The 25,808-nt window shown below is 60.6% G+C and carries 20 protein-coding genes and 1 tRNA gene; 15 read left to right on the top strand and 6 right to left on the bottom strand.

The window, feature by feature from the left end:
- Positions 1-112 precede the first annotated feature (112 nt).
- Positions 113-448 carry a hypothetical protein gene (locus LAO20_01215; protein ID MBZ5530024.1) on the bottom strand — a complete coding sequence of 112 codons (336 nt, stop codon included), beginning with the start codon at positions 446-448 and terminating at the stop codon, positions 113-115.
- A gap of 396 nt (positions 449-844) precedes the next feature.
- The gene (locus LAO20_01210) at positions 845-1,882 is read right to left on the bottom strand and encodes an ROK family protein (GenBank protein MBZ5530023.1); all 1,038 of its coding nucleotides are present in this window, start codon (positions 1,880-1,882) and stop codon (positions 845-847) included.
- Between the two features lie 78 nt (positions 1,883-1,960).
- Here LAO20_01210 and LAO20_01205 point away from each other — a divergent pair, with 78 nt between their 5' ends.
- Entirely contained in the window at positions 1,961-2,743 is a 783-nt protein-coding gene (locus LAO20_01205) for an SDR family oxidoreductase (GenBank protein MBZ5530022.1), read from the top strand.
- A gap of 36 nt (positions 2,744-2,779) precedes the next feature.
- Here LAO20_01205 and mutM read toward each other — a convergent pair whose 3' ends face one another.
- Positions 2,780-3,643 (bottom strand): bifunctional DNA-formamidopyrimidine glycosylase/DNA-(apurinic or apyrimidinic site) lyase, encoded by an 864-nt coding sequence (gene mutM / locus LAO20_01200; protein ID MBZ5530021.1) that lies wholly within the window; start codon positions 3,641-3,643, stop codon positions 2,780-2,782.
- A 195-nt stretch (positions 3,644-3,838) separates the two neighbouring features.
- Here mutM and LAO20_01195 point away from each other — a divergent pair, with 195 nt between their 5' ends.
- The gene (locus LAO20_01195) at positions 3,839-4,885 is read left to right on the top strand and encodes an AI-2E family transporter (GenBank protein ID MBZ5530020.1); all 1,047 of its coding nucleotides are present in this window, start codon (positions 3,839-3,841) and stop codon (positions 4,883-4,885) included.
- 58 nt (positions 4,886-4,943) lie between these two features.
- On the opposite strand, the gene LAO20_01190 is transcribed toward LAO20_01195, so the two are convergent.
- The gene (locus LAO20_01190) at positions 4,944-5,864 is read right to left on the bottom strand and encodes a tetratricopeptide repeat protein (GenBank protein ID MBZ5530019.1); all 921 of its coding nucleotides are present in this window, start codon (positions 5,862-5,864) and stop codon (positions 4,944-4,946) included.
- Between the two features lie 133 nt (positions 5,865-5,997).
- Between LAO20_01190 and LAO20_01185 the strand changes: the two genes are divergently transcribed.
- Entirely contained in the window at positions 5,998-6,363 is a 366-nt protein-coding gene (locus LAO20_01185; protein MBZ5530018.1) for a hypothetical protein, read from the top strand.
- A gap of 29 nt (positions 6,364-6,392) precedes the next feature.
- Here LAO20_01185 and LAO20_01180 read toward each other — a convergent pair.
- Both LAO20_01180 and LAO20_01175 read right to left on the bottom strand, forming a co-directional pair.
- A tRNA-Thr gene (locus LAO20_01180) sits at positions 6,393-6,468 on the bottom strand.
- Between the two features lie 146 nt (positions 6,469-6,614).
- Entirely contained in the window at positions 6,615-8,732 is a 2,118-nt protein-coding gene (locus LAO20_01175; GenBank protein ID MBZ5530017.1) for a prolyl oligopeptidase family serine peptidase, read from the bottom strand.
- A gap of 681 nt (positions 8,733-9,413) precedes the next feature.
- On the opposite strand from LAO20_01175, the gene LAO20_01170 reads away from it, so the two are divergent.
- From LAO20_01170 to LAO20_01115, 12 genes are all read left to right on the top strand, one after another.
- On the top strand, positions 9,414-9,779 hold the full coding sequence (locus tag LAO20_01170) for a metalloregulator ArsR/SmtB family transcription factor (GenBank protein ID MBZ5530016.1): 366 nt from the start codon (positions 9,414-9,416) through the stop codon (positions 9,777-9,779).
- A 61-nt stretch (positions 9,780-9,840) separates the two neighbouring features.
- Entirely contained in the window at positions 9,841-10,299 is a 459-nt protein-coding gene (locus LAO20_01165) for an SRPBCC domain-containing protein (protein ID MBZ5530015.1), read from the top strand.
- A 175-nt stretch (positions 10,300-10,474) separates the two neighbouring features.
- Positions 10,475-10,963 carry a hypothetical protein gene (locus LAO20_01160; GenBank protein ID MBZ5530014.1) on the top strand — a complete coding sequence of 163 codons (489 nt, stop codon included), beginning with the start codon at positions 10,475-10,477 and terminating at the stop codon, positions 10,961-10,963.
- A gap of 141 nt (positions 10,964-11,104) precedes the next feature.
- Positions 11,105-11,428, top strand: coding sequence for a hypothetical protein (locus LAO20_01155; GenBank protein ID MBZ5530013.1), 324 nt, complete (start codon positions 11,105-11,107; stop codon positions 11,426-11,428).
- Complete coding sequence (locus tag LAO20_01150) at positions 11,425-11,937, top strand: GNAT family N-acetyltransferase (protein MBZ5530012.1); 513 nt, start codon at positions 11,425-11,427, stop codon at positions 11,935-11,937. Before LAO20_01155 ends, LAO20_01150 begins: the two co-directional genes overlap by 4 nt.
- Before the next feature lie 50 nt (positions 11,938-11,987).
- Complete coding sequence (locus tag LAO20_01145) at positions 11,988-12,173, top strand: hypothetical protein (protein ID MBZ5530011.1); 186 nt, start codon at positions 11,988-11,990, stop codon at positions 12,171-12,173.
- A gap of 1,083 nt (positions 12,174-13,256) precedes the next feature.
- Positions 13,257-20,753, top strand: a complete 7,497-nt coding sequence (locus LAO20_01140; protein MBZ5530010.1) for a DUF11 domain-containing protein — start codon at positions 13,257-13,259, stop codon at positions 20,751-20,753.
- Between the two features lie 42 nt (positions 20,754-20,795).
- Positions 20,796-21,302, top strand: coding sequence for a tail fiber protein (locus LAO20_01135; GenBank protein ID MBZ5530009.1), 507 nt, complete (start codon positions 20,796-20,798; stop codon positions 21,300-21,302).
- A 39-nt stretch (positions 21,303-21,341) separates the two neighbouring features.
- Positions 21,342-21,842, top strand: coding sequence for a tail fiber protein (locus LAO20_01130; protein MBZ5530008.1), 501 nt, complete (start codon positions 21,342-21,344; stop codon positions 21,840-21,842).
- A 19-nt stretch (positions 21,843-21,861) separates the two neighbouring features.
- The gene (locus LAO20_01125; protein ID MBZ5530007.1) at positions 21,862-22,386 is read left to right on the top strand and encodes a tail fiber protein; all 525 of its coding nucleotides are present in this window, start codon (positions 21,862-21,864) and stop codon (positions 22,384-22,386) included.
- 308 nt (positions 22,387-22,694) lie between these two features.
- Positions 22,695-24,251 carry an SAM-dependent methyltransferase gene (locus LAO20_01120; GenBank protein MBZ5530006.1) on the top strand — a complete coding sequence of 519 codons (1,557 nt, stop codon included), beginning with the start codon at positions 22,695-22,697 and terminating at the stop codon, positions 24,249-24,251.
- A gap of 44 nt (positions 24,252-24,295) precedes the next feature.
- Positions 24,296-25,591: an MFS transporter gene (locus LAO20_01115; GenBank protein ID MBZ5530005.1), complete on the top strand. Its 1,296-nt coding sequence runs from the start codon at positions 24,296-24,298 to the stop codon at positions 25,589-25,591.
- The last annotated feature ends 217 nt before the right edge of the window (positions 25,592-25,808 follow it).

Below are 25,808 nucleotides of genomic sequence, written 5' to 3'. Positions count from 1 at the left end.
TTAAGTAGTAATGATGATACCGGAGGTGACCGACGGCACAGGCCAATGCAAAAAGCGCACCCCATGGCGAGGTGCGCTTGCTATCGTTACGGCGCGGCGCGCCGAGAGCTGGTCAATATTGGCCGTAGATCAGCACGTCCACAGCGCCTTGCGTGTTGGCTGGTCCAATGCCGTCCATGGCCACATTCAGTTTGGTTCCCGGGACGTCATACACGCGCGTGGTCTGCGCGTGCGGATGCAGCAGCACGGTGTCCAGGAAGGCCACCAGTTCATTGCCTTCCATGATGGTCAGGCGGACCAGGACGCTGCAGGTGGAGCCGATGCGCTCATCGCATACCAAACGGATCTTGTCAAAGCGGCTGACTTCCACCGTGCCCAGTTCCTTGGTTTCGCCGCCGCGTACTGATTCGGCGCCCGGTTTGGTCCGGAAGGTCAGAATATTTTCCAGTTCATGGATGGGAGTGATTTTTGGTGCAGTTGCCATGAGAGTACTCCATTTCTTGCGCGCCAGAGCGGCGCTGTTCGGAAGGTGGGGACCGCAACGGCTTCTTGGAGAAAAGCCGCTGGCTACTTCGTTGTATTGAATCGCGACTGCCGACGGTGGCTGGGGCTGGACCGCTTGCGGCAGCCGGTTACTGCTTGACTGCTTCTTCTGACGGCAAAAGTATACGCCCCTCCGGGATGGCGAAAGCAAGTCCGCGAAGCGGGTTTTGCGAAAATATTTCCGCCCGCTGGTCACCCAGCCTAAGTGACTAAGTATCCATTACGACAACTTGCGCCGGGGATGATTGGCCCACGAGCCCGGCTTGCGCGGCGAGTGGCTTGCATCAGGCGCAGAACAGGCTCATAAGGATTCGGTCTCGCCGGCGGTTTGGAGCGTAGCGACAGGTAAACGTCCCGCGCCGATGAGTCCGGCATCGCCGCCCAACAATGCGCGAGCGATCATTGTTTTCCCCGTAGATGGTTCCGCGTGAGGCCCAGCCTTTACCACCTGTTCCGCCGGCGACGGCGCGGTTGCCCGATAAATGTAAGAATATTTCCGCACCGCATCGAACATGGCCGGGGCAAACGCGTCCCATGACGCCGCCACGCCTCCGCCGATCACATAGATGGGCAAGTTGAAGATGTTGATCAAGTCCGCCACGGCGATGCCCAGCGCGGTCCCCATGCGGCGAAAGATTTGTTGTGACGCAGCGTCGCCGGCCATGGCAAGTTCATAAACGCTGACGGAACCGAAATTAGCGTCCTTGATGGCTTGTGCCAGGCGCGGGGCCTGCCCTCCGGCCGCGGCTTCGGCCGCCATGCGCTTGATCGCCTTCGACGACGCGTATTGCTCCAGGCATCCGCGGCCGCCGCATCCGCAGGGCGCGCCATCCGGTTCAATGTTGGTGTGGCCCAGTTCGGCGGCCATCCCCAGCATGCCGTGCCAGATTCTGCCGTTGAGCACCAGGCCTCCGCCCACGCCCGTGCCCAGGGTGATCATGCACGCGCTGTCGTGGCCCGCGGCGGCGCCCAGCCAATGTTCGCCCAGCGCGGCCACGTTGGCGTCATTTTCCAGAAAAACTTTCGTCCCCAAGCGGCGCTCAATCTCGTGTTGCACCGGATAGTCTTCCCATCCAGGAAGATTGGGCGATTGCCGCAGCATGCCGGTGTGCAGATCGATGATGCCCGGCACGCCAATCCCGATTCCCAACAGCCGGCTCGACTTGAACTTGGCGGTCACGGCCTGAATGGCCCGGCACATTTCGTCAATCACCTGGTCGCGGCCCAGAACGACGGCGGTTCCGGCGGTGACCCTGTCCAGGATTTTTCCGTCCTGGTCCACGGCGGCGATGCGCAGGTTCGTCCCGCCCAGATCAACGCCAATAGCATAGCTGCCCATGCGGAATAGTGGCCTCCGTTCGCAAAATGGTGCTTCCGGCATTTGAAGGATACCGCAGGAACGGATTATCTTCTTGTCATGCAAATTGCAGGCAAAGTGATTGTTGTAACCGGCGGGGCCAACGGAATTGGCCGCGCCCTGTGCCACCGGTTCGCGCAGGAAGGCGCCAAGGCGGTCATTGTCTCGGACATTGACGTGCAGGGCGCGCGCCAGGTGGCGGATGAGATCAAGTCGGTGGCGATTCCGGCGAACGTGGGCAAAGAAAGCGAAATGGCGCAGCTGGTGGAAACCGCCACGCGCCAATTCGGCCAGGTGGATATTTTCTGCTCCAACGCGGGCATTGGCGTGGCCGGCGGCGAAGAAGCGCCGGACGCTGACTGGCAGCGCAGCTGGGACGTGAACCTGATGTCCCACGTCTACGCGGCGCGTGCCGTTCTGCCGCAGATGCTGGCTCGCAAAGAAGGCTATTTGCTGCAGACGGTTTCCGCCGCCGGATTGCTGACGCAGATAGGCTCGGCGCCGTATGCCGTTACCAAACACGCCGCGCTCAGTTTTGCCGAGTGGCTCAGCATCACCTACGGCGACCAGGGCATCCGCGTGTCCGCGCTGTGTCCGCAGGGCGTCCGCACCAACATGCTGCGCCGCGCCGAATTTGCCGGCGGAGCGTTCCTGCTGGATACGGCGATTGAGCCGGAACAGGTGGCCGCCGACGTGGTGGCCGGCATCGCGGCAGAGAAGTTCCTCATCCTTCCGCATCCCGAAGTGGCGAAATATTTCCAGAACAAGGCCAACGACTACGACCGCTGGATCCGCGGCCTGCGCAAGCTGCAGGCCAGCACGCAGATTTTGGGGAAGAAGTAAAGGAGGTGCTAGCTGCTAGCGGCTAGTAGCTAGCCGCTACTTCTGGCACCGCGGACAATAGTGCGTCCCTCGGCCCGCCACCACAATCTTTTTGATGGGCGTCTTGCACACCAGGCAAGGCTGGCCTTCGCGGCCGTAGGCGCGATGCTGTAGTTGGAAGAATCCCTCTTCGCCGTCGGCGTCCACGTAGTCGGAAATAGACGACCCGCCCGCCGCGATGGCTTCTTTTAGTACTTCCTGAAGTCCGGCGTGCAACCTGCCCAGTTCCGCGCGCGCCAGCGTATTGGCGCGACGGCGAGGCCGGACTCCGGCGCGAAACAAACCTTCATCGGCGTAAATGTTACCGACCCCGTGCAGCAGCTTCTGGTTCAGCAACGCCGCTTTGATGAAAGCCGAGCTCTTGTGGAAGAGGCGCGCGAACTCTTCGTCGCTGATGGTGAGCGGCTCGGCGCCAGGCCCGCGGAATCCCTGACGGCCACCTTTGCCGTCGTGCTCCAACAGGCGGCGGACTTCCAGCCGTCCAAAGCGCCGCGGATCAACAAACCGCAACTCGCGTCCTGACCTGAGCCTGGCCACCAAATGCGTGTGTTTGACTGTTTCCGAGTCCGGCGTGGCCACCAGCATGCGTCCGGTCATCCCCAGGTGGACGATCCATTGGGCTTTGGACGAGTGCGCTTTGAGCAGGCTTTTCCCGTGGTCCGATAGCAGATGAAAGACAATGTGTTTGCCCACGCGATGCACTCGTTCGATCATCGCGCCTTCCAGCACGCGCACAATCTCCGCCGGCCGCGACTTCAGCGGTTCTTTCTTGCTGCCCACCCAGACGGACTCAAGGCGGTCGCCGGCCACCCGCTTGTGCAGGCCGTTGGCGATGGTTTCGACCTCAGGTAATTCCGGCATATGTCATTCATTATCGCAAGAGCGCCGGTTTGGGATTGTGGTGCGTCGTTCAAGGGCGTTCCCGTCACTGAGAAAAGAGTAGGCGATCAAACCGCGCCTCAAGTAAGCTGGAGGGGATTTCCCTGCGATGTAATTCAATTTCAGTCGCGAAGGTGGGGCCTTCTGAGACCTTTTGATAAACGCACGGCGCAAGCCTTGTTCACGGCGCTGGTGTTCGCCCTGGGGCTGCTGTTTCTTTATGTCGCATGGCGCGCGCTGCTGGCTTTTCTTTTTGCCATCTTTTTCGCGTACCTGCTGGAAGCGCCCGTGGCGCGGCTGCAGAGACTTCTGCGTGGTTCGCGTCCCGCGGCCGTGGCCGTTGTCTATCTGTTTTTTGTCGCGCTGGTGGTCTTTGTGGCTGCCATGGCCGGGCCGCCGGTGGCCAAAGAAGCGCAACAGCTGCGGCAGCAAGCCCCGCAAATGGCGCAGAACATCACATCCGGGCAAATCGTCCAGCAGGTTGGCGCGCAACACGGCTGGAGCCAGGAGACACAGGAGCGCGTCCGGGATTTCGTGATGGGCTTTTTCCGGGACCACCGGCAGGAAATTGTCTCCGCGGCGCAGAGCCTGGTGGTCAGCGCCGTCAGCACCATCCAGGACATGTGGTGGCTGCTGCTGGTGCCCATTCTAGCCATCTTCTTTCTCCTGGACGGCGATAAGTTTGCCCGGATGATCGTGGAGTCGGTGGAAGACGTGCGCAACCGCCAACTGGTATCTGCCACGGTGGACGCCATGAATTCCATGCTGGGCGCGTTCATCCGCGCACAAATCACGCTGGCTGTTTTGGCCATGGTGGTGATCAGCTTTGTGTTGTGGGCCATGCGCGTCCCTTACGCTCTTGCGCTGGGGCCGGCGGCCGGCGCGCTGGAGTTTATCCCCGTGGTGGGGCCGCTCATCGGCATTCTGGTGGTGATGTCCGTGGCCTTCATGGCGGGCTACGGCCATCTTTTCTGGCTGCTGGTGTTTCTAGTGGTGTGGCGCGGCATTCAGGACTACGTGACTTCGCCGCGCATCATGGGCACCACGCTGGAGTTGCATCCGCTGGCCGTGTTGTTCGGGATTTTTGCCGGCGGCGAAGTTGCCGGCGTGATCGGCGTGTTTCTTTCCATCCCGGTCATGGCCACGTTCCGGATTCTGTGGCACACCTGGCAGACGCATCGCGGCACGCTAAAATCGCCTGGAGGGGCGGAGTCGCCTTCCTGAAGCTCTTCCAATAAATTTGACAGGGGTCTCTCGATTCGCTTCGAGAAGGAACGCCAGGCTACTTCTTTTTCTCCACCATTTTCAGCGTGTCGGCGGCCAGGATTTTTTTGATCTGGTTGCGGGCATGCATGGCCCAGGGGCCCATGGCGTCGAGCTTGGCGTAGGCTTCCCAGTGCTGCAGGGCTTTGCGCGGCTGCCTGGCTTTTTCAAAGGCCAGCGCCAGGTTGTAGTGGGCGTCAGCGTACGTCGGCGCCAGAGTAATGGCCGACTGGTACGCGCGGACGGCGTCGGGCAGGCGCCCGGTTTCATCCAGCACATTGCCTAGGTCGAAGTACGCCAGCGCGTAGCGCGGATCTACTTCGATGGCTTTGCGATAATAGCGCTCCGCCAGCACGTAGTCATGGCGGTTGTAACAAAGCGTGCCCAGGTTGATGTACGCCGCGGCATGCGTGGGGTCTAGAGCCACGCACTTTTTGTAGGCGTCCATGGCTTCGTCCTGGGTCTTGGGGTCTTCTTCCAGGGCCACGCCGCGGGAAAAGAAATCGCTGGCGGATTCCGCCGTGCGGATGGCGTGGATCTTGGGCGACTCCAGCACAGCGCGGTCAGTAAAGTCCATCACAAACTGCCCGGCCAGCGGTTCCACCGCGGCCCCGCTGTGGCGATAGACAACGCGTGATCGCCGCGTAAACGTGCCGGCTTCCAGCAATGGATTCTCCATGCCCGCCACCTGTTGCTGCATGGCGCGCAGAGAATCGCGAATCATCGCCGGACGCACCTTCTTGGCGCGCAGGTCGCCCAGCTTCTTGATTTGCAGGAGATCAAAAAAGGAATAGAACTCTTTGACGGGGAATAACCCGCCTTTCTCCCAGCCGACAAGCTGGCGCGCCGTGATGCGAAGAATCCTGAGGACGTCCTCTCGACTGTATCGTTCCACTTTGCCCTTGGAAGTACTTCGTATCTTCAAAGAGATACAGACCATTATGCGAGAGCCAAAAGCAAAATAGCAAGGGCAAACAAGTATTAAGTTGTGGAAAACAAAGGTAGTAACCCGCTGGGGGTAAGAGCCCAACAGGGCTCGTGAAGGGCAGTTCTCACTCCCGTGCTACGCTCAAATGCCGTTTCGCGCCTCTTCGTTCACGAACATGACGATCGCCGCTTGCATCTTCGCCATCGCATTCCTGCTCGCGCTCTCTAGCGACCGGTTGATCGCCGTTGTTCAGCGCCGGCGCGACGCAGCATCCGTGCTGCGAACCCAAGAAATCATCACGTCTCTTTTGTGGGCGACCATGGGCGGCGCCGTTTTGGCGATGATTGTTATCCAGATGCTCGCAGGAGTATTCCAAGGGGTCCGCATTCCCATGATTGACCGCGCGCAGCATCCTTTTTGGTTTTGGACTATCGCCGGCGGATTGTTTGTTGCGTCCTTCGCAATGGTGATTTGGAACCTGCGCGACTTTGTCCGGGCGCTCAAGTCGTAAGCGGTTTGCCGCGAGGCGGCAGTAAATGATGGAGCCGACGATCGGACTTGAACCGATGACCTGTCGATTACGAATCGACTGCTCTACCAACTGAGCTACGTCGGCCTGCTCTTATTTTATGAGACATTGCGTGGGCCGTAAAGCGCGGCGTCTCTTCACGTCGCTGCCGGCAACCCGCTTGCGATCCACATCCGCTGATCAGCGTCATCAGCGTTGATCAGCGGTAAGCTTTTTGGCTTTCGCTCTCCCCATTACTTCCCCGCGGCCACGCCGAGCTGCCAGAAGAGAAAGTTCAGTTCGTCCGTGGTGTTTTCCACTTGTTTGCCCGCGGGAGTTCCGCCGGAGTGGCCGGCTGCGGTGTCATAGTGCAGCAGAATCGGTTTCTCTGAGCCGGCGGCCTGCATCAGCGCCGTCATTTTGCGGGCGTGCAGCGGGGCCACGCGCGTGTCCGAGTCGCCGGTCAGGAACAGGATCGCCGGATATTTTGTCCCCGGCTTCACATGGTGGTAAGGAGAGTAGGCATAGATCCACTTGAACTGCTGCGGATCGTCCGACGAGCCGTATTCCGGCACCCAGTACTTGGCCACCAGGAATTTCTGGTAGCGCACCATGTCCAGCAGCGGATAGCCGCAGATGACGGCGCCAAACAGTTCCGGACGCTGCGTGACCGCCGCGCCCATCAGCAGTCCGCCGTTGCTGTTGCCGCGAATCGCCAGCCGCGCCGGCGACGTGTACTTGTTCTGGATCAGCCATTCCGCCGCGGCGAAAAAGTCGTCAAAAACGTTTTGTTTTTTCTCCAGCATGCCGGCGTGGTGCCAGGCTTCGCCAAATTCTCCGCCGCCGCGCATGTTGGCCACCGCGTACACCCCGCCGCTGGAGATCCATGCGGCGGCAAAAGGGTTGAAGCTGGGCGTGGAACTCAGGTTGAACCCGCCGTAACCGGTGAGCAGCGTGGGATTGGAGCCATCCAGCTTCACGCCTTTGGCGTGCGCCAGGAACATGGGAATCTTGGTGCCGTCTTTGGACGTGTACCAGACCTGTTTGACTTCATATTTGTCGGCGTCAATCGGCACCTGCTGCTGCGACCACGTTGACTGCTTCCCGCTGGCAACGTCGTAGCGGTAGACCGTAGGCGGCACATAGTATGACGCGAAGGAGAAAAACGCTTCCTTGCTGTCCCACCGTCCGCCCAGGCCGGAGATGGAGCCCTGGGTAGGCAGCGTAATTTCCCGCACCAGCTTGCCTTTAACGTCAAACAGCTTCACCCGTCCCACCACGTCGTGCGCGGTGTGTACGGCCAGCATGCCGCCCACCAAGGAGAGGCCGTCCATCACGTCGCCGCTCTCCGGAATTACCTCGCGCCAATGTTCCGGCGCAGGGTTCTTCAAGTCCACTTCCATGATGCGCCACTTGGGAGCATTCCAGTTGGTGCGGACAAACATCCGTCCGTCCTCAATCTGGCCGAAGGACGCGGCTTTCAAATCTGTTGCCACCGGGACGACCGGTCCCTTCTTGGACACGTCGGCAAAGTAGATCTCCGTCTTCTCCGCGGCCGAGCCGTATAGGACAGTGATGGTCAAGTAGCGGCCATCGTCCGAGAGGCCGCTGCCAACGATTTTTTCCGGACCATAACCTTTGCCGAACACCTCCACGTCCGTTGCGCTGTCAGCGCCCATCTTGTGGAAGTAAACCCGCGGGCCTTCCGCGGTGAGACGCGTCAGATACACGCCGCTCTTGTCGGGCAGAATGCTGAAGCCGGAGTAGCGCGCTTTGGGAAAGTTGTCCGGCACTTCCTTGTGCGCGTCCACGTCGAAGAGATGGGGCTCAACTTCATCGGCGCCGCCGTGGCGTATCACGTAAGCCAGCATCTTGCCGTCCTGGGACACATCGAACAAGTTGACCGTGACGGTGTGGTCCGGGCTCATGGGCAGCGGGTCCACCAGCACCTGGTCTTTGCCGTCAAGCCCCTGGCGCATGTACAGCACGGCTTGGTCCTGGTCGGCCTGGCGCTTGGAGAAGAAGTAGCGGCCGTTGCGGACCGTGGGTGAGCTCATGAAATCAATCTTCACCAGCGCGCTCACCCGCTGCTTCAGCTGCTCGCGGCCGGGTAGCTTGGGGATGATGGAATCGGTGTAAGCGTTCTGCGCGTCAATCCAGGCCCGCGTCTCCGGACTGTTCTGGTCTTCCAGCCAGCGATAGGGATCGGTGATCTCCACGCCGTGCAGGGTTTCCTTTACGTCGTCCGTGGCGGTCTTGGGGGGCGCCGGCAGCGCGGGGTTGGCGACAGTGGGAGCCTGAAGCGCGACAACGCGGTCGGCGAATCCGATCAGGAGGATAAGGGCAAACAGGGCAAAGATTTTTTTACGCATCACTGATCCTTTCAGCAGTGCCAGGGAGAAGCTGGGCTTGTGGGGCGATTCTATTCTGGCATTCTTACCACGGTCAACGATTGGGCAGCGTGGCAAATTCGGACTTTTCTGTTCGCTTTCATAACTACCCAATTACCTACTTACCCATTTACCAAATCTCTGCCCCACCCATCCCCGTTCATCCCCGAAAAATATAGACTTAGACGATTCATCCCCGGCGATACTTTTGGGTTTTCCGATCCCGGCGATTCGTGCGATCCCGGCGATCTTGTACCCCACCCCCCATGGCCTTCGATTAGGATTCCAAAGGGGTTAGCTCTTGTCATCCCAGGGAGCCAGCCTTCAAATCGCCTCCAAACGGGGTCAAATTCGCGTCAAATCAGGCCCAATCCAGGGTCCGTTGGCTGTCTGCCAAATACCAAGAACCAAACACCAAAGACCGAATTCTATAATTTACCATATATTCGCCTCTTAATCAATGGCGAAATGGGACGATGACCTATTCTTTGGCCTGTTTCCTTTCCGAGAGGTGTGGAGCGCAGCCGCCCTCGGCTGCGTTGTCCCTCATCGGAACTTCAGATAGAACATTCTTCGCGCGTCTGAACCTTCGTCCAACTGCATCTATTAGTCCCCCAAATACCTCTTGACATACCCAATCCAGTAACCGTATGGTTACACATAATGAGAAACCAATCGGTTACATATTCCGGCCACCTGGAAGACGCGGACGCCTTCCGCGCCGTGGCCGACCCCACGCGCCGCGCGGTGCTTGACCTGCTTCGCCGGGGCAGCTTGCCGGCCGGCGATATTGCCCGCAACTTCCCGGTGTCGCGCCCGGCCATCTCCAAGCACCTGCGCGTGCTGCGCGCGGCCGAACTGGTGCGCGAAGAGCGCGTCGGACGGCAGCGCATGTACCGCCTGAACGCCGGCCCGCTGCGCAACATTGACGGATGGCTGGAACGCTATCGCCAGTTCTGGCAAGCCAATCTGGCCAACTTGAAAAAGTTTGCGGAAGCCCAGGAAAAGAAAAAGCCCAAGCTGCAATAGCTCCAAGCAGCGGTAATGAGAAATCAACGAAGCCCCGGGCGGGCTGAAAGAAGGAAGAAGAATGGTCAACATCAGCACCACCGACGACGCCATCATCGGCGATATTGAGATCGCAGCCAAACCGGAAACCGTATTTTCCGCGCTTGCCGATCCCGCGCAAGCCTCGCAATGGTGGGGTGACAGCAAATACTACAAGGCCGACCAGTGGGAGATTGATCTGAAAGTCGGCGGCAAGTGGCACAGCCGGGGCAAGTCAGCGAACGGGGAAGCTTTTGAAGTGCAAGGCACGTATCTCAAGATCGATCCTCCGCGGCTGCTCGAGTACACTTGGCTGTCCAGTTTTGGCGGGAACGCGACCAGCGTGGTCCGCTGGGAGTTGCGGCCTTCGTCCGTGGGGACCCGGCTCACCATGACGCACAGCGGTTTGAAGGAGCATCCGCAGATGAAGGCCATGTACAGTGGCGGATGGCCGGGCGTGATCGGCTGGCTCAAAGACTACGTCGAGAAGAAAGCGGCCTAGTCTGATGCGCCGGGCGTGCAGGTCACGAATTGAAGTTTAGCTTCACGATTCGCGCGGCCAGTGCCGCAAAATAATCTGCGCGGTGGCTTCGCGCAGCAAAAATCGTGCGGATGAGAGCCGCGCAATAATCTGCGCGGCAATTCCGCGCAACACTAATAAAAGAGGAGAGGACACTATGAAAGTTCGTTCGTTAATCGCCCTGGCAGTGCTCTTTGCGTTTTCCATTCCCATGTGGAGCGCGTCCAACGCCGCGTCAGGATTTGATTCGCTCAAGGGCCTGGCCGGGACCTGGGAAGGCAAAGGGCCTGACGGCAAGCCCATGCAGATTACCTTGCGGCTGATCTCGGAAGGTTCCGCCCTGATGGAGGAGATTCCGCATGACAGCATGGTCACCATCTATCACCTCGACAATGACCGCTTGCTGATGACCCACTACTGCGCCGCGCACAACCAGCCACGCATGCAAGCCGAGGTTTCAGCGGACGGCAAGACCATCACTTTCAATTTTCTGGACGCCACCAACCTGGCCAGCCCCAGCGACGGTCACATGCACAAGATGGTGCTCACCATCCAGGACAAAGACCATTTCTCCGAGCAATGGTCTTTCCGCAAAGATGGTAAAGACGTGATGCACGATGCATTTCAATACACCCGCAAGCAGTAAGGAAGCGACAGCCGGGCCGTCGTCGAGCGATGAGCGCGATGGCCCGGTGCTCTCCGAAACGTTGGCGGTGCGGCCTGCGTTGGTGTTTGGTCATCTCAGCCCTTGATGTTACGAATGTCCGTGTTATAAATATTCCCATCCATGGCCGACAATCTTGACCGCCTCAACGCCAAGGTTTTTCGCGAGCAGTTGAACACCTCTTTCAAAGTCCACATCGGCCATTCCGAGCCGCTGATGGTTGAGCTCATTGAAGTGAATGAGCGTTCCAGCGGGCCTCCGGTTGAATTGTTTTCGCTGATCTTCCAAGGGCCCAATTCGCCACGGCTGGCGCAGCACATCCACAGCCTGGAGCATGAGAAGCTGGGCGCGTTCCAAATTTTCCTGACGCCCGTGGGCGCGGACCAGAACGGCACGCAGTATGAATCGGTGTTCCACCGGCTGAACCGGAACAAAGCCCAGCCATGATCCAGGACGCAGGCGCTCTGTCTTCGCGCATCACGCTGCGGCCCGTCGCCGTCGCCGACGACGCGTTTCTTTACTCCGTCTATGCCAGCACGCGCGCGGAAGAGATGACGCGCGTTCCCTGGACGCCGGAGCAGAAAGAAGCCTTTCTGCGCATGCAGTTCACCGCGCAGAAACAGCACTACGCGGCGGAGTTCCCGCACGCGCAGCATGATCTTATTTTGTTGGATGACTCGCCGGTGGGCAGGCTCTATCTGGCGCGCAACGCGGACGCCCTTCACATTCTGGACATTACAGTTTCGCCGGAGCGTCGCAATACAGGGATTGGCTCAGCGATGCTCGGCCGCATCCAGAACGATGCTTCCAGCAAAGCCCTGCCAGTCACCATCTACGTCGAGAACTTCAATCCTTCTCTGCGGCTTTTCTTCCGCCTCGGGTTCCAACCTGCTGAAGAGAAGGGCTTCCACTATCTGATGAAGTGGACGCGGGGGCAGCCATCGCTGGCGCCATAGCCTGTCCTGAAGCCTGTCCTGAAGCCTGTCCTGGTGCCGAGCCGGGATTCGTGCCCATAGCCGGCGAATTCACCGACACGGAAGGACTCACCGCCGGACTCACCACCCGCACCGGTACAGCCACGGGCATCGGCGCGTTCAAGCGGTTGACCACCGCGCTGAACTCTCCCTTGCTCGAACCTTCTGGCACGATGAACATCACAAATTCGCCCAGCGTGGCATGGTTGAAGGTGTAAGTATCTTGCGGCAAGGGGTCAGGCGACGTCGTCGCGAACCGCAGCATGAAACCCGTGGTGCCGACGACGGGAACCAACTTGTTCCGCGTCACAAAAGTCTTGGGGTCGGGCGCGGGCGGGCCGGGCAAGTCGCTCACTGCAAGAAGTTGCAGCCAGACCGGCGATGCGCCGGGCAAAGCAACCTTGAAATTTGAGCCCACGGCGCTGGTGAACAGATCGCGGTCCAGACCAGCCAGGGCAGCATACGGATCACCCGTGACCGTACCACCCTGCTGTGCAGGAGTTTGCGCAGGGGCTTGTCCGGGGACGGTTTCCCCGGGAATTGTCCGGCGCTGTCCGATCCCTTCCAGCGGGATTGCGGCGCAAGCCGCGGCTGTTAATGCGCTTTTCCAAAGAAAGATCCGTCGAGAAACTGACAAGGCTTCACCTCTATGTCTTGATGAAACTGCTCTTGGGGGGGACCGAAAATTCCCAAATCGGGAAACCTGGACTTTCTTAAGTTATTTCTAACAGGACTTGTGACCAAAGGGAAGGTGACTTTTGTCACAAAATTTGCGTCCGCGAACGTCTTTTTAAGGGCTTCTCACCCTGAGACGGCCGCTTCCCACGGTCCCCACGTTTCTTGGTGAAATGTTTTGCCGTGCACGTGACTTCTTAGCGGCCCAAGATCGCACCACGCCGCAAGCCCTGGAGAGCGAATCAAGCTGGTCGTTAGTGATTCTGGAGGTACAAAAATACGGTAGTAACTTATTCCAGGCCTTTGACCTTGACAAAAAGAATGTACCGGACGCAAAGTACATAACTGACACATCAGTTGTCTCGGTCCCCCGCCCCCAATAACCGTGCAAGACACGATTCTTGGAAGATGACAGAAAGACTCCTTTGACCTCCGGGAAGGAACCTCAATGTCGTTTCCAATGCGTTTTGCATGACGTTCCCCGGCTCCCGGAGTGAATCAGATTTAGAGGAGTTACCTGCTTGACTAGACGGACTCTGCCTGCCTTCGTCCTTTCTTTTGCTGTTTGTTGCGTAATCTTGAGCCTGGTGTTTTTGGCGGCTGGTTTTCCCTTAACGGGAATGAGTGTGAGCGCCGCTCCTCTGCAGACCACTCCTGCGCCCGGCCCCAAGATCTGGCTGGGAGACAACCAGGCCGCTCCGGTGAAGCCGGTTGGGCCGAGCCTTGCCCAGAGCGTCGCTGCGGGACAGGCGCAACCCCTCTCCATGGCCACGGCGGACGTGGATGGAGACGGCGTGGCTGACATGATCGCCGGCTTCAGCGCGCCCGGCGGCGGAGCCATCGTCATTCATCGCGGCAACGTGGACGCTTTCGCTCCGCAGAGCAACGCTTCGTTCCTGGCCATCGGCCGCGGGCAGTTTCCCGCGCCGTTTTTGCCTGACACCCAGATCGTCAGCATTCCCGTCCGGCCTGATTTCATGGCGCTGGGCAGCTTCACGCCCGGCGGACAACAGGACCTGGTGGTAGCTTCCCTCGGCGGCAGCAACTTGTACGTTTTCCCCGGCGACGGACGCGGCAACTTCGGCGCCCCGCAAACCCTCGCGCTCACCGGCGGCGTCACCGCCATGGCGTCTGAAAACCTGGTACGTGGACAGCCTTACTCCAATCTGGTCGTCGGCGTCTCTACTCCGCAGAGTTCTTCTTTGCAGATCTTCTCCGGTTCTGAAAAAGGTTTGGGACCGCTGTCCGCCTTTGCCCTGGACGCCGCCGCCAGCAACATCGTATTTGGCGACTTTGGCGATTCCCATACCGACGCGGCTTTTCTCTCCGGCGGCAACGCCTTCATTCTTCATTCTTCGAATTTCCAGATCGAAGCTCTCTCTCTGCCCGTGAACGCCAGCGCCATGGCCCTGGGCTCGTTTATTTTTGACCGCACCGGCGGATTGCAGATCGCTCTGCTGACCTCGGACGGCAGCCTGCACATTGCCGCGCACACTGAATTTGATCCTCGCCCGCTCACCGCGCAAGAGCATCAGGCGCGCCTGCAGGCCGGGCGGCGCGGGTATGGCAATCCGCTGGACCCGCCGCGCACTCTTCCCATGAACGGTTTCAGGATCGTGGAGAGCATTGCCTCGGCCGCGCCCTTTACGCCCGGACAGCCTCCGGTCCTGTTCCGCACGCGCATCTCTGATCACGGCGCTGACGATGTGATGGTGCTCAACCCCTCCATGGGACAGATGGCCGTGATCTCGCATCCTGACGTGGCGGCCGGCGCCACCACTTTTCTTCCCGCACAGATTTCCACGCGGCCGTATGCCGGCTCGCCCGTAGCGGCGCTGCCCATGCGCACCAATATTGACGGACGCCCCGGCGTCGTCGCGTTGCACGCCGGCCAGCTCGCTCCGGCCGTGATGATGCCGCTGCCCGATCCAACGTTCTTCGTCAATCGCACCGACGATCCAATACCTGGAACCGTTGCCACCACCTGCAATAACGTCAGCAATGTAGATGTGTCTTCGTCTTGCAGCGTGCGTGAAGCCATCCTCAAGGCCAACGCCACCGCCGGCACGGACACCATTACCATCGCGGCGGGCACTTATACGCTCTCTCTCGCCAGACCCAGCCCCGTCACATACGACGGCAAATCGGGAACCTTGGAAGTTCTGGACTCGGTCAACATCGTCGGCGCAGGTCAGGGCACAACGATCATTCGTGCAGGCACAACCAATACCAACGGCGTTGACATGTTGCTGGCTGTCAACGAAGACATAGCTGTGCTTACAAATGCCAGCGCCAGCATCTCCAACCTCACTCTGCAATTTGGCAGGAACCGCGGAAGCGTTGCCGGCTTTGACGGCGATGGCGGCTGCATGGAGTTCGACACCGGTGGCGCCGGGACTGCCAACCTGACGCTGACAAACGTAACATTCAGCGACTGCAGTACCACCGATGGCAACGGTGCTGGAATTGCGATCTTCAATGCTTCTTCCGGCGCAACCGGCGGCCCCGGATTGGCAACCATTACCAACAGTATTTTCCAGAACGGCTCAGTAGCGGAAGTTAACACAAATGCAGCCGGCAGCGGCGGCGGTATCTGGGTGGCTGATCTTGCTCGGATGTCTCTGAGCAACAGCCAGATCATCAACAACAACGCCAACCAGATCAACGGCACAGGCCGCGGCGTTGGCGGCGGGCTCTTTATCTTTTCTGCTGGCGCCAATTCAAGACAAACTGTACTCCATAGCAACACCATCACCGGCAACAACGCGTCCGGTGACGGCGGCGGAATTTGGGACACTTCGAACCTCTTGATTGACAACGGCGGTTCCCCGGCCAGCCTTACCGTCATCTCCGGCAACACCGCCGGCGGAAACGGCGGCGGCATCCACTACCACGCGGTCAGCCCGGACGTGATGACGCTGACCAAGGTCACCATCACCGGCAACACCGCTACCGGCAATGGTGGCGGCATTGATTCTGGCGAGCCAACACTGGCGCACGCCTTTACCATGAGCTTCAGCCGCCTGGCTGGCAATACCGCGGCGACTGCCAAGAACCTGAACAATAACCACTCCACCGCCACCGTGACCAACAACTGGTGGGGCACCAATACTCCGGCCGCGACTATCAATACGATCAACAGCGGCGTCACCACGTTTGATCCGTTCATCGTACTGACGCACACCGCCTCGCCGAGTACCATTCGCATCAACCAGAGCACCACGCTCACCGGCGACATGAGCAAAGACAATCATGGCGTCGGTACAGCCCTGGCTGGAAATCTGGATGTTATCGTCGGTCTGCCGATCACTTTCAACAATCCAATTCTGGGAACCATTCCTCAAGCCCAGCCGGAAACTCTAGGCAACCCCGTGCCCACGGCCACGGCCACTTTCAATGCGGGCGGGACCAGCGGCAACGGGCACGCCGACGCCACCGTTGACCAGGCCACGGTTACCGCCAACATCATCATTCTTGAGCCGCTGCAGATCACCAAGAGCTTCAACCCCACCACGGTTGCGGTGGGTGTTTCCAGCACGCTCAGCTTCGCCGTCAACAATCCGAACGTGATCGCCGTGGACGCCAGCTTTACCGATACTTTCCCAGCCAACCTGGTGGTTGCGGCCACACCCGGCGCCACCAACACCTGCGGCGGCACGTTTACGGCCGTCGCCGGCGCGGGCAGCGTAAGCTTCTCCAACGCGGCGTTGCCTGTGGGCTCCTGCACCATCACGGTGAACGTATCCAGCGCGGTTGATAGCGTCTACAACAACAGCGTCACCATCAATTCCACGGCGGCCGGCACCGGCGCGCAATCTACATCTTCCGCCAGCCTCACGGTCATCAATCCGCCGACCATCACCAAAGCTTTCGGCGCCGCGACCATTCCGCTGAACGGCTCCACCAGCCTGACTTTCACGCTCAGCAGCACGAACGCGAATTTGACGTTGAACGGCGTCGCTTTTACTGACAACTTGCCTGCAGGCTTGGTCGTCGCCACGCCCAGCAATTTGACCAGCACTTGCAGCGGCACGGCCACGGCAGTGGACGGATCTTCTTCCGTCAGCTTGTCGGGCGCCAGCCTGGCTCCCGGCGCAAGCTGCACCGTCTCTTTGAACGTGACCGGCACCACCGCTGGAGTGAAGAACAACAGCGTTCAGGTCAGCTCCACCAACGCTGGAACCGGGAACACGTCCAACGCTTCCATCACGGTGGTGGCTCCGCCGGTGATCATCAAAGCTTTTGGCGCGGCCAGCATTCCGCTGAACGGCTCCACCAGCCTGACCTTCACCATCCAGAACAACAACACCACGGTTTCGCTCACCGGCGTCGGCTTCAGTGACACGTTGCCCGCGGGCCTGGTGGTCTCCACGCCCAACGGCCTGACCGGCTCTTGCGGTGGCGGGACGATCACCGCCACGCAGGGGACCAACGTCATCAGCTTGACCGGAGCAACTCTGGCAGCGAGCACTTCATGCACGTTCTCGGTCAACGTGACCGGCACGGCTGCCGGCACGCAGAACAACACCACCGGCAACGTCACTTCCACGGAAGGCGGCACCGGCGGAACGGCCTCGGCCAGCATCAACGTGGTAGCGCCTCCGTCCATCGCCAAGGCCTTTGGCGCGACGACGATTCCGCTGAACGGCACCACCTCGCTGACCTTCACCATCACTAACCCTGCGGCCAATGCGGTTGCCGAAACCGGAGTCGCGTTCACTGATACGCTGCCCACCGGCCTGGTCGTGGCCACGCCTAACGGCTTGAGCAACACTTGCGGCGGCACTGCCACCGCGGTCGCCAGTTCAACCAGCATCTCGCTCACCGGCGGCACCATCGCCGTCAACGCGAACTGCACCGTGGTGGTGAACATTACCGGCACGGCGTCAGGACAGTACACCAACACCAGCGGCGCGGTGACCTCCACCAATGGCGGCACCGGCAACACGGCTACCGCCAACCTGACAGTCGCTACGCCGCCGACCATCACCAAGGCCTTTGGCGCGGCCAGCATTCCGTTGAACGGTTCAACTTCGCTGACCTTCACCATCAATAATCCGAACACCGGCCTGGCGCTGACCGGGGTAGCGTTTACTGACAATCTGCCAGCTGGCCTGGTCGTGGCCACGCCCAACGCGCTCAACAACACTTGCGGCGGCACAGCCACTGCGGTAGCGGGCTCGGGCAGCATCAGCCTCTCCGGCGGGACTCTGGCCTCCAGCGCGTCGTGCACGGTCTCAGTGAACGTTACCGGCGTCACGGCGGGCATCAAGAACAACAGCGTCCAGGTGACATCCACGGAAGGCGGAACGGGAAATACGTCCAACGCTTCCATCACCGTGGCGGGACCGCCGGTGATCATCAAGGCATTCGGCGCGGCCAGCATTCCGCTGAACGGCTCCACCAGCCTGACCTTCACCATTCAGAACAACAACACCACGACTACACTCACTGGCGTCGGCTTTAGCGACACGCTGCCCGCAGGCCTGGTCGTCTCCACGCCCAACGGTCTGACCGGCTCTTGCGGCGGCGGGACCATTACCGCCACGCAGGCGACCAACGTCATCAGCTTGACCGGAGCAACGCTGGCGCAAAGCACGTCGTGCACCTTCTCCGTCAATGTGACCGGCACGGCGGCGGGCACGCAGAACAACACCACCGGCAACGTCACTTCCACGGAAGGCGGCACCGGCGGAACGGCCTCAGCCAGCATCAACGTGGTAGCGCCGCCGTCCATCGCCAAGGCCTTCGGCGCCACCGGAATTCCGCTGAACGGCACCACGTCATTGACCTTCACCATCACCAATCCTGCGGCCAACGCAGTTGCTGAGGCTGGAGTCGCGTTCACCGACACGCTGCCCACCGGCCTGGTAGTGGCCACGCCCAACGGCTTGACCAACACTTGCGGCGGCACAGCCACGGCGGTCGCCGGATCAACCAGCATCTCGCTCACCGGCGGCACCATCGCTGCCAGCAGCAATTGCACGGTCACCGTGAACATCACGGGTACCGCCGCTGGGACGTTCGTCAACACCTCCGGCGCTGTGAGCTCCACCAACGGTGGGACCGGTAACACGGCGACGGCAACTCTGACCGTAGCCACGCCGCCGACCATCACCAAGTCGTTTGGCGCAGCCAGCATTCCGCTGAACGGGACCACGTCGCTGAGCTTCACCATTAACAACCCCAACACCGGCACCACGCTGACCGGGGTCGCGTTTACTGACAATCTTCCTGCCGGCATGGTAGTGGCGACGCCCAACGCGTTGACCAGCACCTGCGGCGGCACAGCTACCGCAGTCGCGGGCTCGGGTTCTGTCAGCTTGTCCGGCGGCACTCTGGCGTCCAGCGCGTCTTGCACGCTCAGCGTCAACGTGACCGGCACCACGGGCGGCGTGAAGAACAACAGCGTCCAGGTCACAGCCACGGAAAGCGGCCCGGGTAACACGTCCAACGCCAGCATCACCGTGACTTCACCGCCGGTCATCATCAAGGCCTTCGGCGCGGCCAGCATTCCGCTGAACGGCTCCACCAGCCTGACCTTCACCATTCAGAACAACAACACCACCAGTTCATTGACCGGCGTAGGCTTCAGTGACACTCTGCCCGCGGGCCTGGTGGTCGCCACGCCCAACGGTCTGACCGGCTCTTGCGGTGGCGGGACCATCACCGCCACGCAGGCCACCAGCGTCATCAGCCTGACCGGAGCAACGCTGGCCGCCAGCACGTCATGCACTTTCAGCGTGAATGTGACCGGCACAACGGCAGGGACCAAGAACAACACCACCGGCAACGTGACCTCCGTTGAGGGCGGCACCGGCGGTACTGCTTCCGCCAGCATCGCTGTGGTAGCGCCTCCATCTATCGCCAAGGCATTCAACCCCACGGCTATTGCCGTCAACGGCGTTTCCACCTTGACCTTCACCATCACCAACCCAGCCGCCAACACCGTGGCTGAGGCGGGTGTAGCGTTTACCGATACTCTGCCGGCAGGCATGGTTGTGGCCACGCCGAATGGGCTGACCAACACCTGCGGCGGGACGGCAACGGCCACCGCGGGCTCGGGCAGCGTCTCGCTGACCGGAGGCACCGTGGCTGCGGCCAGCACTTGCGCGCTTGCAGTGAATGTGACCGCCAGTGCGACGGGAAGCTTCGTCAACACCAGCGGCGCCGTGAGTTCCACGAACGGCGGCACCGGCAACACGGCGACGGCAACCCTCACGGTACAGCCGGCTGATCTCACTATCACCAAGACCCACACCGGCACGTTTACCCGCGGACAAACCGGGGCCGTCTGGACCATCACGGTCACGAACTCCGGCGCTGGACCGACCGTAGGCACCGTGACGGTCGTGGACACGCTACCCGCCATCACTAACCCGCCTGTGCCGACGGCCATCAGCGGCACGGGATGGACTTGCACCCTGGGCACCCTGACCTGTACGCGCTCTGACGTTTTGGCGCCGGGCGCCAGCTACCCGGCCATCTCGCTGACCGTGAATATTCCCATCAACATCCGGAACAACTTCACCAACACCGCCACAGTCTCCGGCGGCGGCGAAACCAATACCGGCAACAACACAGCCACCGATTCCATCAGCCTGGGACCGCCGATCATCATCAACCCACATGCGGGCACCACCATGGCTCTTCCGGCTGGGGCATCGGGCACGATTGGCTTTGATGTAACTGACGACGATCCCACTTTGGGTACGGTGGGCTTCACCTGCGCCGGACTGCCCGTCGGCGCGGCGTGCATGTTCAATCCAGCGGGAACCATCGCGAGCACCACCCTGGTGACCATGACCATCACCACCTCGGGACGGTCGTCCGGCATCGTGGTCCAGAGCAGGAACACGCCCTGGCGACCCACGGCCCCGTTCTACTCCTTGCTGCTCCCGGCCATGGGATTTGCCTTTGTGACTCTGGGCGCAAAGAAGGACAGGCGGCGGGCGCTGCGCGGCTTGGCGATCTTTGCTGTAATGGCGTTCCTCATCGTGTTGGCGGGTTGTGGCGGCGGTCCGCATGGAATCGTCACTCCCGCAGGGACCTACCAGATAACCGTAACCGCGGTCACGCCGACCGTGCAGGCCAACACCAACATTACGCTGACCGTGCAGTAGTCGGCACGCGGCAGACTGAAGTACCGATAGGAGCAGAAAAACATGTCAAGTCCGTTTATCGGCGAAATCCGGATGTTTGGCGGAAACTTCGCCCCTGCAGGCTGGGCGTTCTGCGATGGGTCCCTCATTCCCATCTCAGAGAACGATGCCCTCTTCAACCTGATTGGCACCACGTATGGCGGCGATGGAGTCAACACCTTTGCCCTGCCTGACCTGCGCAGCCGCATCCCCGTCCACGTTGGACCGGGCTTTGCTCTGGGGCAGAGCGGCGGTGTGGAAACCGTCACCTTGACCACCAGCCAGATTCCCGCGCATTCCCACGTGCCCCAGGCCAATGCCGCGGCGGGAACACAGGTCGGCCCGCAAAACAACGTATGGGCCTCTACCAGTCCCAGCTTGAACCAGTACTCCAACGTTGCCCCCACCTTGACCATGGACCCGGGAGCCATGGGCCCGTCCGGCGGTTCGCAACCGCACGACAATATGGTGCCTTTCCTGGCCATCAACTTTATTCTCTCGTTGTTTGGGATCTTTCCGTCGCAGGTGTAAGCCGTTTACCACCAAGCTTAAGAGCTAGAGGAGAAGAACATGTCAGAGCCATATCTGGGCGAAGTGAAAGTCATCAGTTGGAATTTCCCTCCCAAGGGCTGGGCCTTCTGCAACGGGCAATTGCTGCCTATCAATCAGAACCAGGCTTTGTTTTCCATCCTGGGAACCACCTACGGCGGCGACGGCCGGGTCAACTTTGCCCTTCCCAACCTGCAGGGCCGCATGCCGGTCCACACGGGCGGGGGCATTACCCTGGGCGAACTCGGCGGTGAAACCGCGCATACCCTCAACATTTCCGAGCTGCCTGCTCATAGCCACGCGCCGGTGGGCAGCAACACCAATCCGCCTACCTCGCCCAGCGCTGCGGGAAACTTGTGGTCGGCGAACAATGCCAAACCGTTTGCCCCCACGCCCACGGTCGCGATGAATCCTGCGTGCATCCTGCCCACGGGAGGCAGCCAGCCGCATGAGAATATGTCGCCGTACCTGGTGCTGAATTTCATCATCGCGCTGCAGGGGATTTTCCCCAGCCAGAACTAGCAAGGGAGAAAGGATTGCCATGTCAAATCAATTTGTAGCTGAAATCAGGATTTTCGCAGGAAACTTTGCTCCCACCGGCTGGGCTTTGTGCAACGGCCAGCTCATGCCCATCAGCCAGAACACGGCCTTGTTCTCGCTTCTGGGCACCACCTATGGCGGCGACGGCAAGAGCAACTTTGCTCTGCCCAACCTCCAGGGCACGGCACCCATGCAGCAAGGCCAGGGGCCGGGCCTGAGCTTGCGCGACCTGGGTGAGGTCGGCGGCGAACAGAACGTCACTTTGCTGCAAACCGAAATGCCCGCGCACGCGCACGGTGTCCAGGCCGCTGCCGGGACCGGCTTGGCCGATCCCACCAACAACGTCTGGGCCTCGGGAGCAAAAGGCTTCGGCAGCGTCTATTCGCCTTCTTCGCCCAGCAACGTTTCCATGACCCCGGCTGCCACCTCCATCGCCGGCGGCAATCTGCCGCACAACAACATGATGCCGTATCTCTGCCTGACTTTCATCATCGCGCTCCAGGGCATTTTCCCGCCGCGCACTTGATGCCAGGCATTGCTTCAAGCAATACCAGCGGGGCTGGGCAGTGGGTCAGTTTATTTGAAAACTGACCCACTCGCCTGTATCAGCGTCTAGCGATTCGCTTGTGAATCGCGGGCCTTTAGGCAGACGTTCATCGCGCCAGCGATGAACCCTTATCAAACTGACCCACTACCACACTCTGAGGCCCTTGCTGTTGTTTGCGCTACTATTGACCCATTCACGAAATGCCTCGCCACGAGACACAAGCGTCTGTCCAGGTTGCGCCGGCCGCAGCGGCGCCGCCCCCACACGGGGTTGTCCTGGAAACCGGCGTGCCTCTGTCGCAGTCGGTGATTTGGCGGCTGCAGCGCGACTTCTACGCCCAGCGTGGTCTCAAAGCCTGGACGGAGGACATGGTCCCCAGCTACATCACCAACAATCCCTTCATCGCTGAAATTTATGCCGGGATTGTCGCAGGCTTTCTTGACGATTGCATGCAATCGGCTCAGGGCGAACCGCTTTCCGCGGAGCATCCGCTGCGGATTATGGAACTCGGCGCGGGGACAGGCAGGTTCTCCTATCTTTTCTTGCGCAAGGTCACCGCCCTGTTGCGCGCAAAGAACGTCGCGCCCGAACTCTTGCGTTACCGTATGAGCGACTGCTCGGAAAGCCTGATCGCGGAGTGGCGCGCCAACCGCTACCTGGGAGAATTCGTTGACTCTGGGATCCTGGAGTTTGAACTGCTCCCTGCCGGAGTAGAAAGCCAATCCCCAAGCGCCGGCGGAAATGCTTCCCCATCAGCCAAGGCAGCCAGCGGACCGCTAGTGGTGATCGCCAACTACGTTTTCGATAGTCTTCCCCAGGACGCTTTCATCATCGAAGAGGGAAAGATCTCTGAAGCGCTGGTGACCACGACCGGTGGGAGCGAGGCCGGTGGCGTCCAGCCGCTTGGCAACCTGCAATTCTCCTTTGCGAATGCCTCTGTATCGCCAGAACGCTACGCTGACAAATCATGGAATGAAATGCTGGAGCAGTATCGCCTCCGTCTGCCTGCCGCCACCGTGCTGTTTCCCTGCGCCGCGCTCGCGCTGTTGCAACAACTCGGCCAATCCAGTGACGGCAGAATGCTGCTGCTGGCGGCCGACAAGGGCATCACGCATGAAGAAGATCTCGCGCTCTGCCAGGGCCCGCCCGCGCTGGAGTTTCACGCCTCCAATCATTGCTTTTCCCAGATCGTCAATTTCGACGCGATCGCAAAATACTTTGCATGCATCGGAGGACTCGCTCTGGTCCCGACGAAGCATTTCACCGGCCTGAGTATCTGTGCCTTCCTCGGGCGACGGCCGGGCGACGAGTTGCCCTCCACCCGAAAAGCTTACGAGGCGAATCTTGCCGCGTTCGGCCCCGATGATCTGTTCGCGTTGATGACCTGGCTGAACGCGCACCTGGAAGAAGTCTCAGTCTCGCAGGCCCTGTCTCTTCTGCGCCTGACGCGCTGGGACACCACGGCCTTCCTTCGTTTGTTTCCGGTGATCGTGCGGCAGTTTCGCAACGTCACGGGCGAGCGCACCGACCTTCGCGACGCCGTCCTGAACACCTGGGCCAACCACTATCCCGTAACTCCCGCCGAAAACGTGCTGGCCTTCAACTGCGGCGTTATTTTGCTGGAACTGCGCTACTTCGAAGATGCGCTGGCCATGTTCAAAACTTCGGAACAGTTCTTTGGACGCTCGGCCGCCACCAGCTACAACCTGGGTCTGTGCGCCATGGGACTGGGCCGCGCGGACCAAGCCCTGGCATTCCTGACCGCCGCCTGCACACAAGACCCCGCGTTCGAGCCCGCCCGAAATTTGCGGCTCAAGTTGGAGCAGGAACAAGCCCAGCGCTGATTGACTGCGGCCCCTGCTGTTCCAGTCTGTTAGTATTTCCGCCCATGGCCACCAAAGCGGCGGAAGCGCCATCCAGCTCGGGCATCGCGATCAAATCTCTGATCGTGCTGATACTGGTCAACATCGTCAATTTCTATGACCGCCACGTTCCCGGCGCGCTCGCCGAGCCCATCCGCAAAGAGTTTGGCCTTACCGACACTCAGATTGGCTGGATTGGTACGGCGTTCACGCTTCTGTACGCCGTGGTGGGCCTGCCGCTGGGCCGCTTGGCCGATAAAGGCAGCCGCAAGAAGCTGCTGGCAGCCGGCATTGTAGTCTGGGGCGCGCTCACTGGCATGGCTGCCTGGGCCGCAAGTCTGGGCATGCTGGTAGTTTCGCGGCTCGGCGTGGCGGTGGGCGAGGCCACTTGCGCGCCCACGGCCACCAGTTGGATCGGCGACCTTTTTCCTCCTGAGCGCCGCGCCAAACCGCTGGCGCTGTTCATGCTCGGTGTTCCCGTCGGCGGCGCCTTGAGTTTTTTCTTCAGCGGACCAATCGCGCAGGCATTCGGATGGCGGCGGGCAATGGTGTTTGCCGCGCTTCCGGCGTTGCTGCTGGCGCCTCTGGTGCTTTTGCTGCACGAACCTCAGCGCGGAGCAGCCGAGCACGGCGGCCCTTCGCAGAGTTCCATTTTCCAGGTGCTGCAGATTCCCACGTTCTGGTGGATCGTCGCGTCCGGCGTGCTGGTCAACTTCAACCTCTACGCGCTGGGGACTTTTCTTCCCGCGTTCCTGCAGCGCATTCATCATCTGAATGTGGGACGCGCCGGCATCGCCACCGGAGTGCTGTACGCAGTCGGCGGCCTGCTGGGTGGGACCTTCGGCGGCTACTGGGGCGACCGCGTGGGGCGCCGCAGCCCCGGAGGCCGCATGCGCATTGCCGCCCTCGCCGCACTGGCGGCTGTCCCCCTGGCCCTGTTTGGCGTGCGCCAGTCCTTCGGCGATCTGTACATCGCAGTCGCGCTGCTCACCGGCGCTTACGGTTTGCTCAACATGTATTACGGACTTGTCTATGCTTCGCTGCAGGATGTTGTCGCGCCCGCGCTGCGCGGAATCGCCATGGCGATTTACTTTCTGGTGATGTATCTGGGCGGCGCTTCCTTCGGTCCGGTCATCACCGGCTGGCTGAGCGACTACATGGCGCATCGGGCCGCCGGCGTCGCCGCTGGAGTCAAAGTTGCGGAAGCCTTCCGCGCCACCGGTTTGCAACAAGCCATGCTCGTCATTCCTGTGCTGGCTTTGGGACTGGCCCTGGTGCTTTGGGGCGGATCGAGGAGCATGGCGCGACACAGCGAGAGTTAGCAAGCTTAGCTATTCTGAAATCCCGAGCCAAAGGCGAGGGATCCCTAGTATCACGTCAGAGCTTAAGGTCTAATTTCCATAGCTTTCACGAGCGTGGCGAGCGATGGAGACAAGTCTAACTTCACGGCAGGCCAACCTTGGATTGCCAATTACGAAGAATCTATTGCAGATACCGCCGGAAAAACGCGAAGACTTCGGTTCCGTAACATTCCAGCGC

The organism is Terriglobia bacterium, assembly GCA_020072815.1.
In the GTDB taxonomy this organism is placed as follows: Bacteria; Acidobacteriota; Terriglobia; order Terriglobales; family Acidobacteriaceae; genus Angelobacter.
The sequence above is the reverse complement of the archived record's forward strand: the minus strand, read 5'-3'. Positions and strand labels throughout refer to the sequence as shown.

Excerpts from the sequence above, each read along its gene's own strand:
- LAO20_01170 (MBZ5530016.1), top strand. The coding sequence starts at position 9,414 with ATGAGAAACCAATCGGTTACATATTCCGGCCACCTGGAAGACGCGGAC.
- LAO20_01175 (MBZ5530017.1), bottom strand. The coding sequence starts at position 8,732 with ATGCGTAAAAAAATCTTTGCCCTGTTTGCCCTTATCCTCCTGATCGGA.
- LAO20_01190 (MBZ5530019.1), bottom strand. The coding sequence starts at position 5,864 with ATGGTCTGTATCTCTTTGAAGATACGAAGTACTTCCAAGGGCAAAGTG.
- LAO20_01160 (MBZ5530014.1), top strand. The coding sequence starts at position 10,475 with ATGAAAGTTCGTTCGTTAATCGCCCTGGCAGTGCTCTTTGCGTTTTCC.
- LAO20_01165 (MBZ5530015.1), top strand. The coding sequence starts at position 9,841 with ATGGTCAACATCAGCACCACCGACGACGCCATCATCGGCGATATTGAG.
- LAO20_01155 (MBZ5530013.1), top strand. The coding sequence starts at position 11,105 with ATGGCCGACAATCTTGACCGCCTCAACGCCAAGGTTTTTCGCGAGCAG.
- LAO20_01125 (MBZ5530007.1), top strand. The coding sequence starts at position 21,862 with ATGTCAAATCAATTTGTAGCTGAAATCAGGATTTTCGCAGGAAACTTT.
- mutM (MBZ5530021.1), bottom strand. The coding sequence starts at position 3,643 with ATGCCGGAATTACCTGAGGTCGAAACCATCGCCAACGGCCTGCACAAG.
- LAO20_01135 (MBZ5530009.1), top strand. The coding sequence starts at position 20,796 with ATGTCAAGTCCGTTTATCGGCGAAATCCGGATGTTTGGCGGAAACTTC.
- LAO20_01150 (MBZ5530012.1), top strand. The coding sequence starts at position 11,425 with ATGATCCAGGACGCAGGCGCTCTGTCTTCGCGCATCACGCTGCGGCCC.
- LAO20_01210 (MBZ5530023.1), bottom strand. The coding sequence starts at position 1,882 with ATGGGCAGCTATGCTATTGGCGTTGATCTGGGCGGGACGAACCTGCGC.
- LAO20_01115 (MBZ5530005.1), top strand. The coding sequence starts at position 24,296 with ATGGCCACCAAAGCGGCGGAAGCGCCATCCAGCTCGGGCATCGCGATC.
- LAO20_01185 (MBZ5530018.1), top strand. The coding sequence starts at position 5,998 with ATGCCGTTTCGCGCCTCTTCGTTCACGAACATGACGATCGCCGCTTGC.
- LAO20_01130 (MBZ5530008.1), top strand. The coding sequence starts at position 21,342 with ATGTCAGAGCCATATCTGGGCGAAGTGAAAGTCATCAGTTGGAATTTC.
- LAO20_01205 (MBZ5530022.1), top strand. The coding sequence starts at position 1,961 with ATGCAAATTGCAGGCAAAGTGATTGTTGTAACCGGCGGGGCCAACGGA.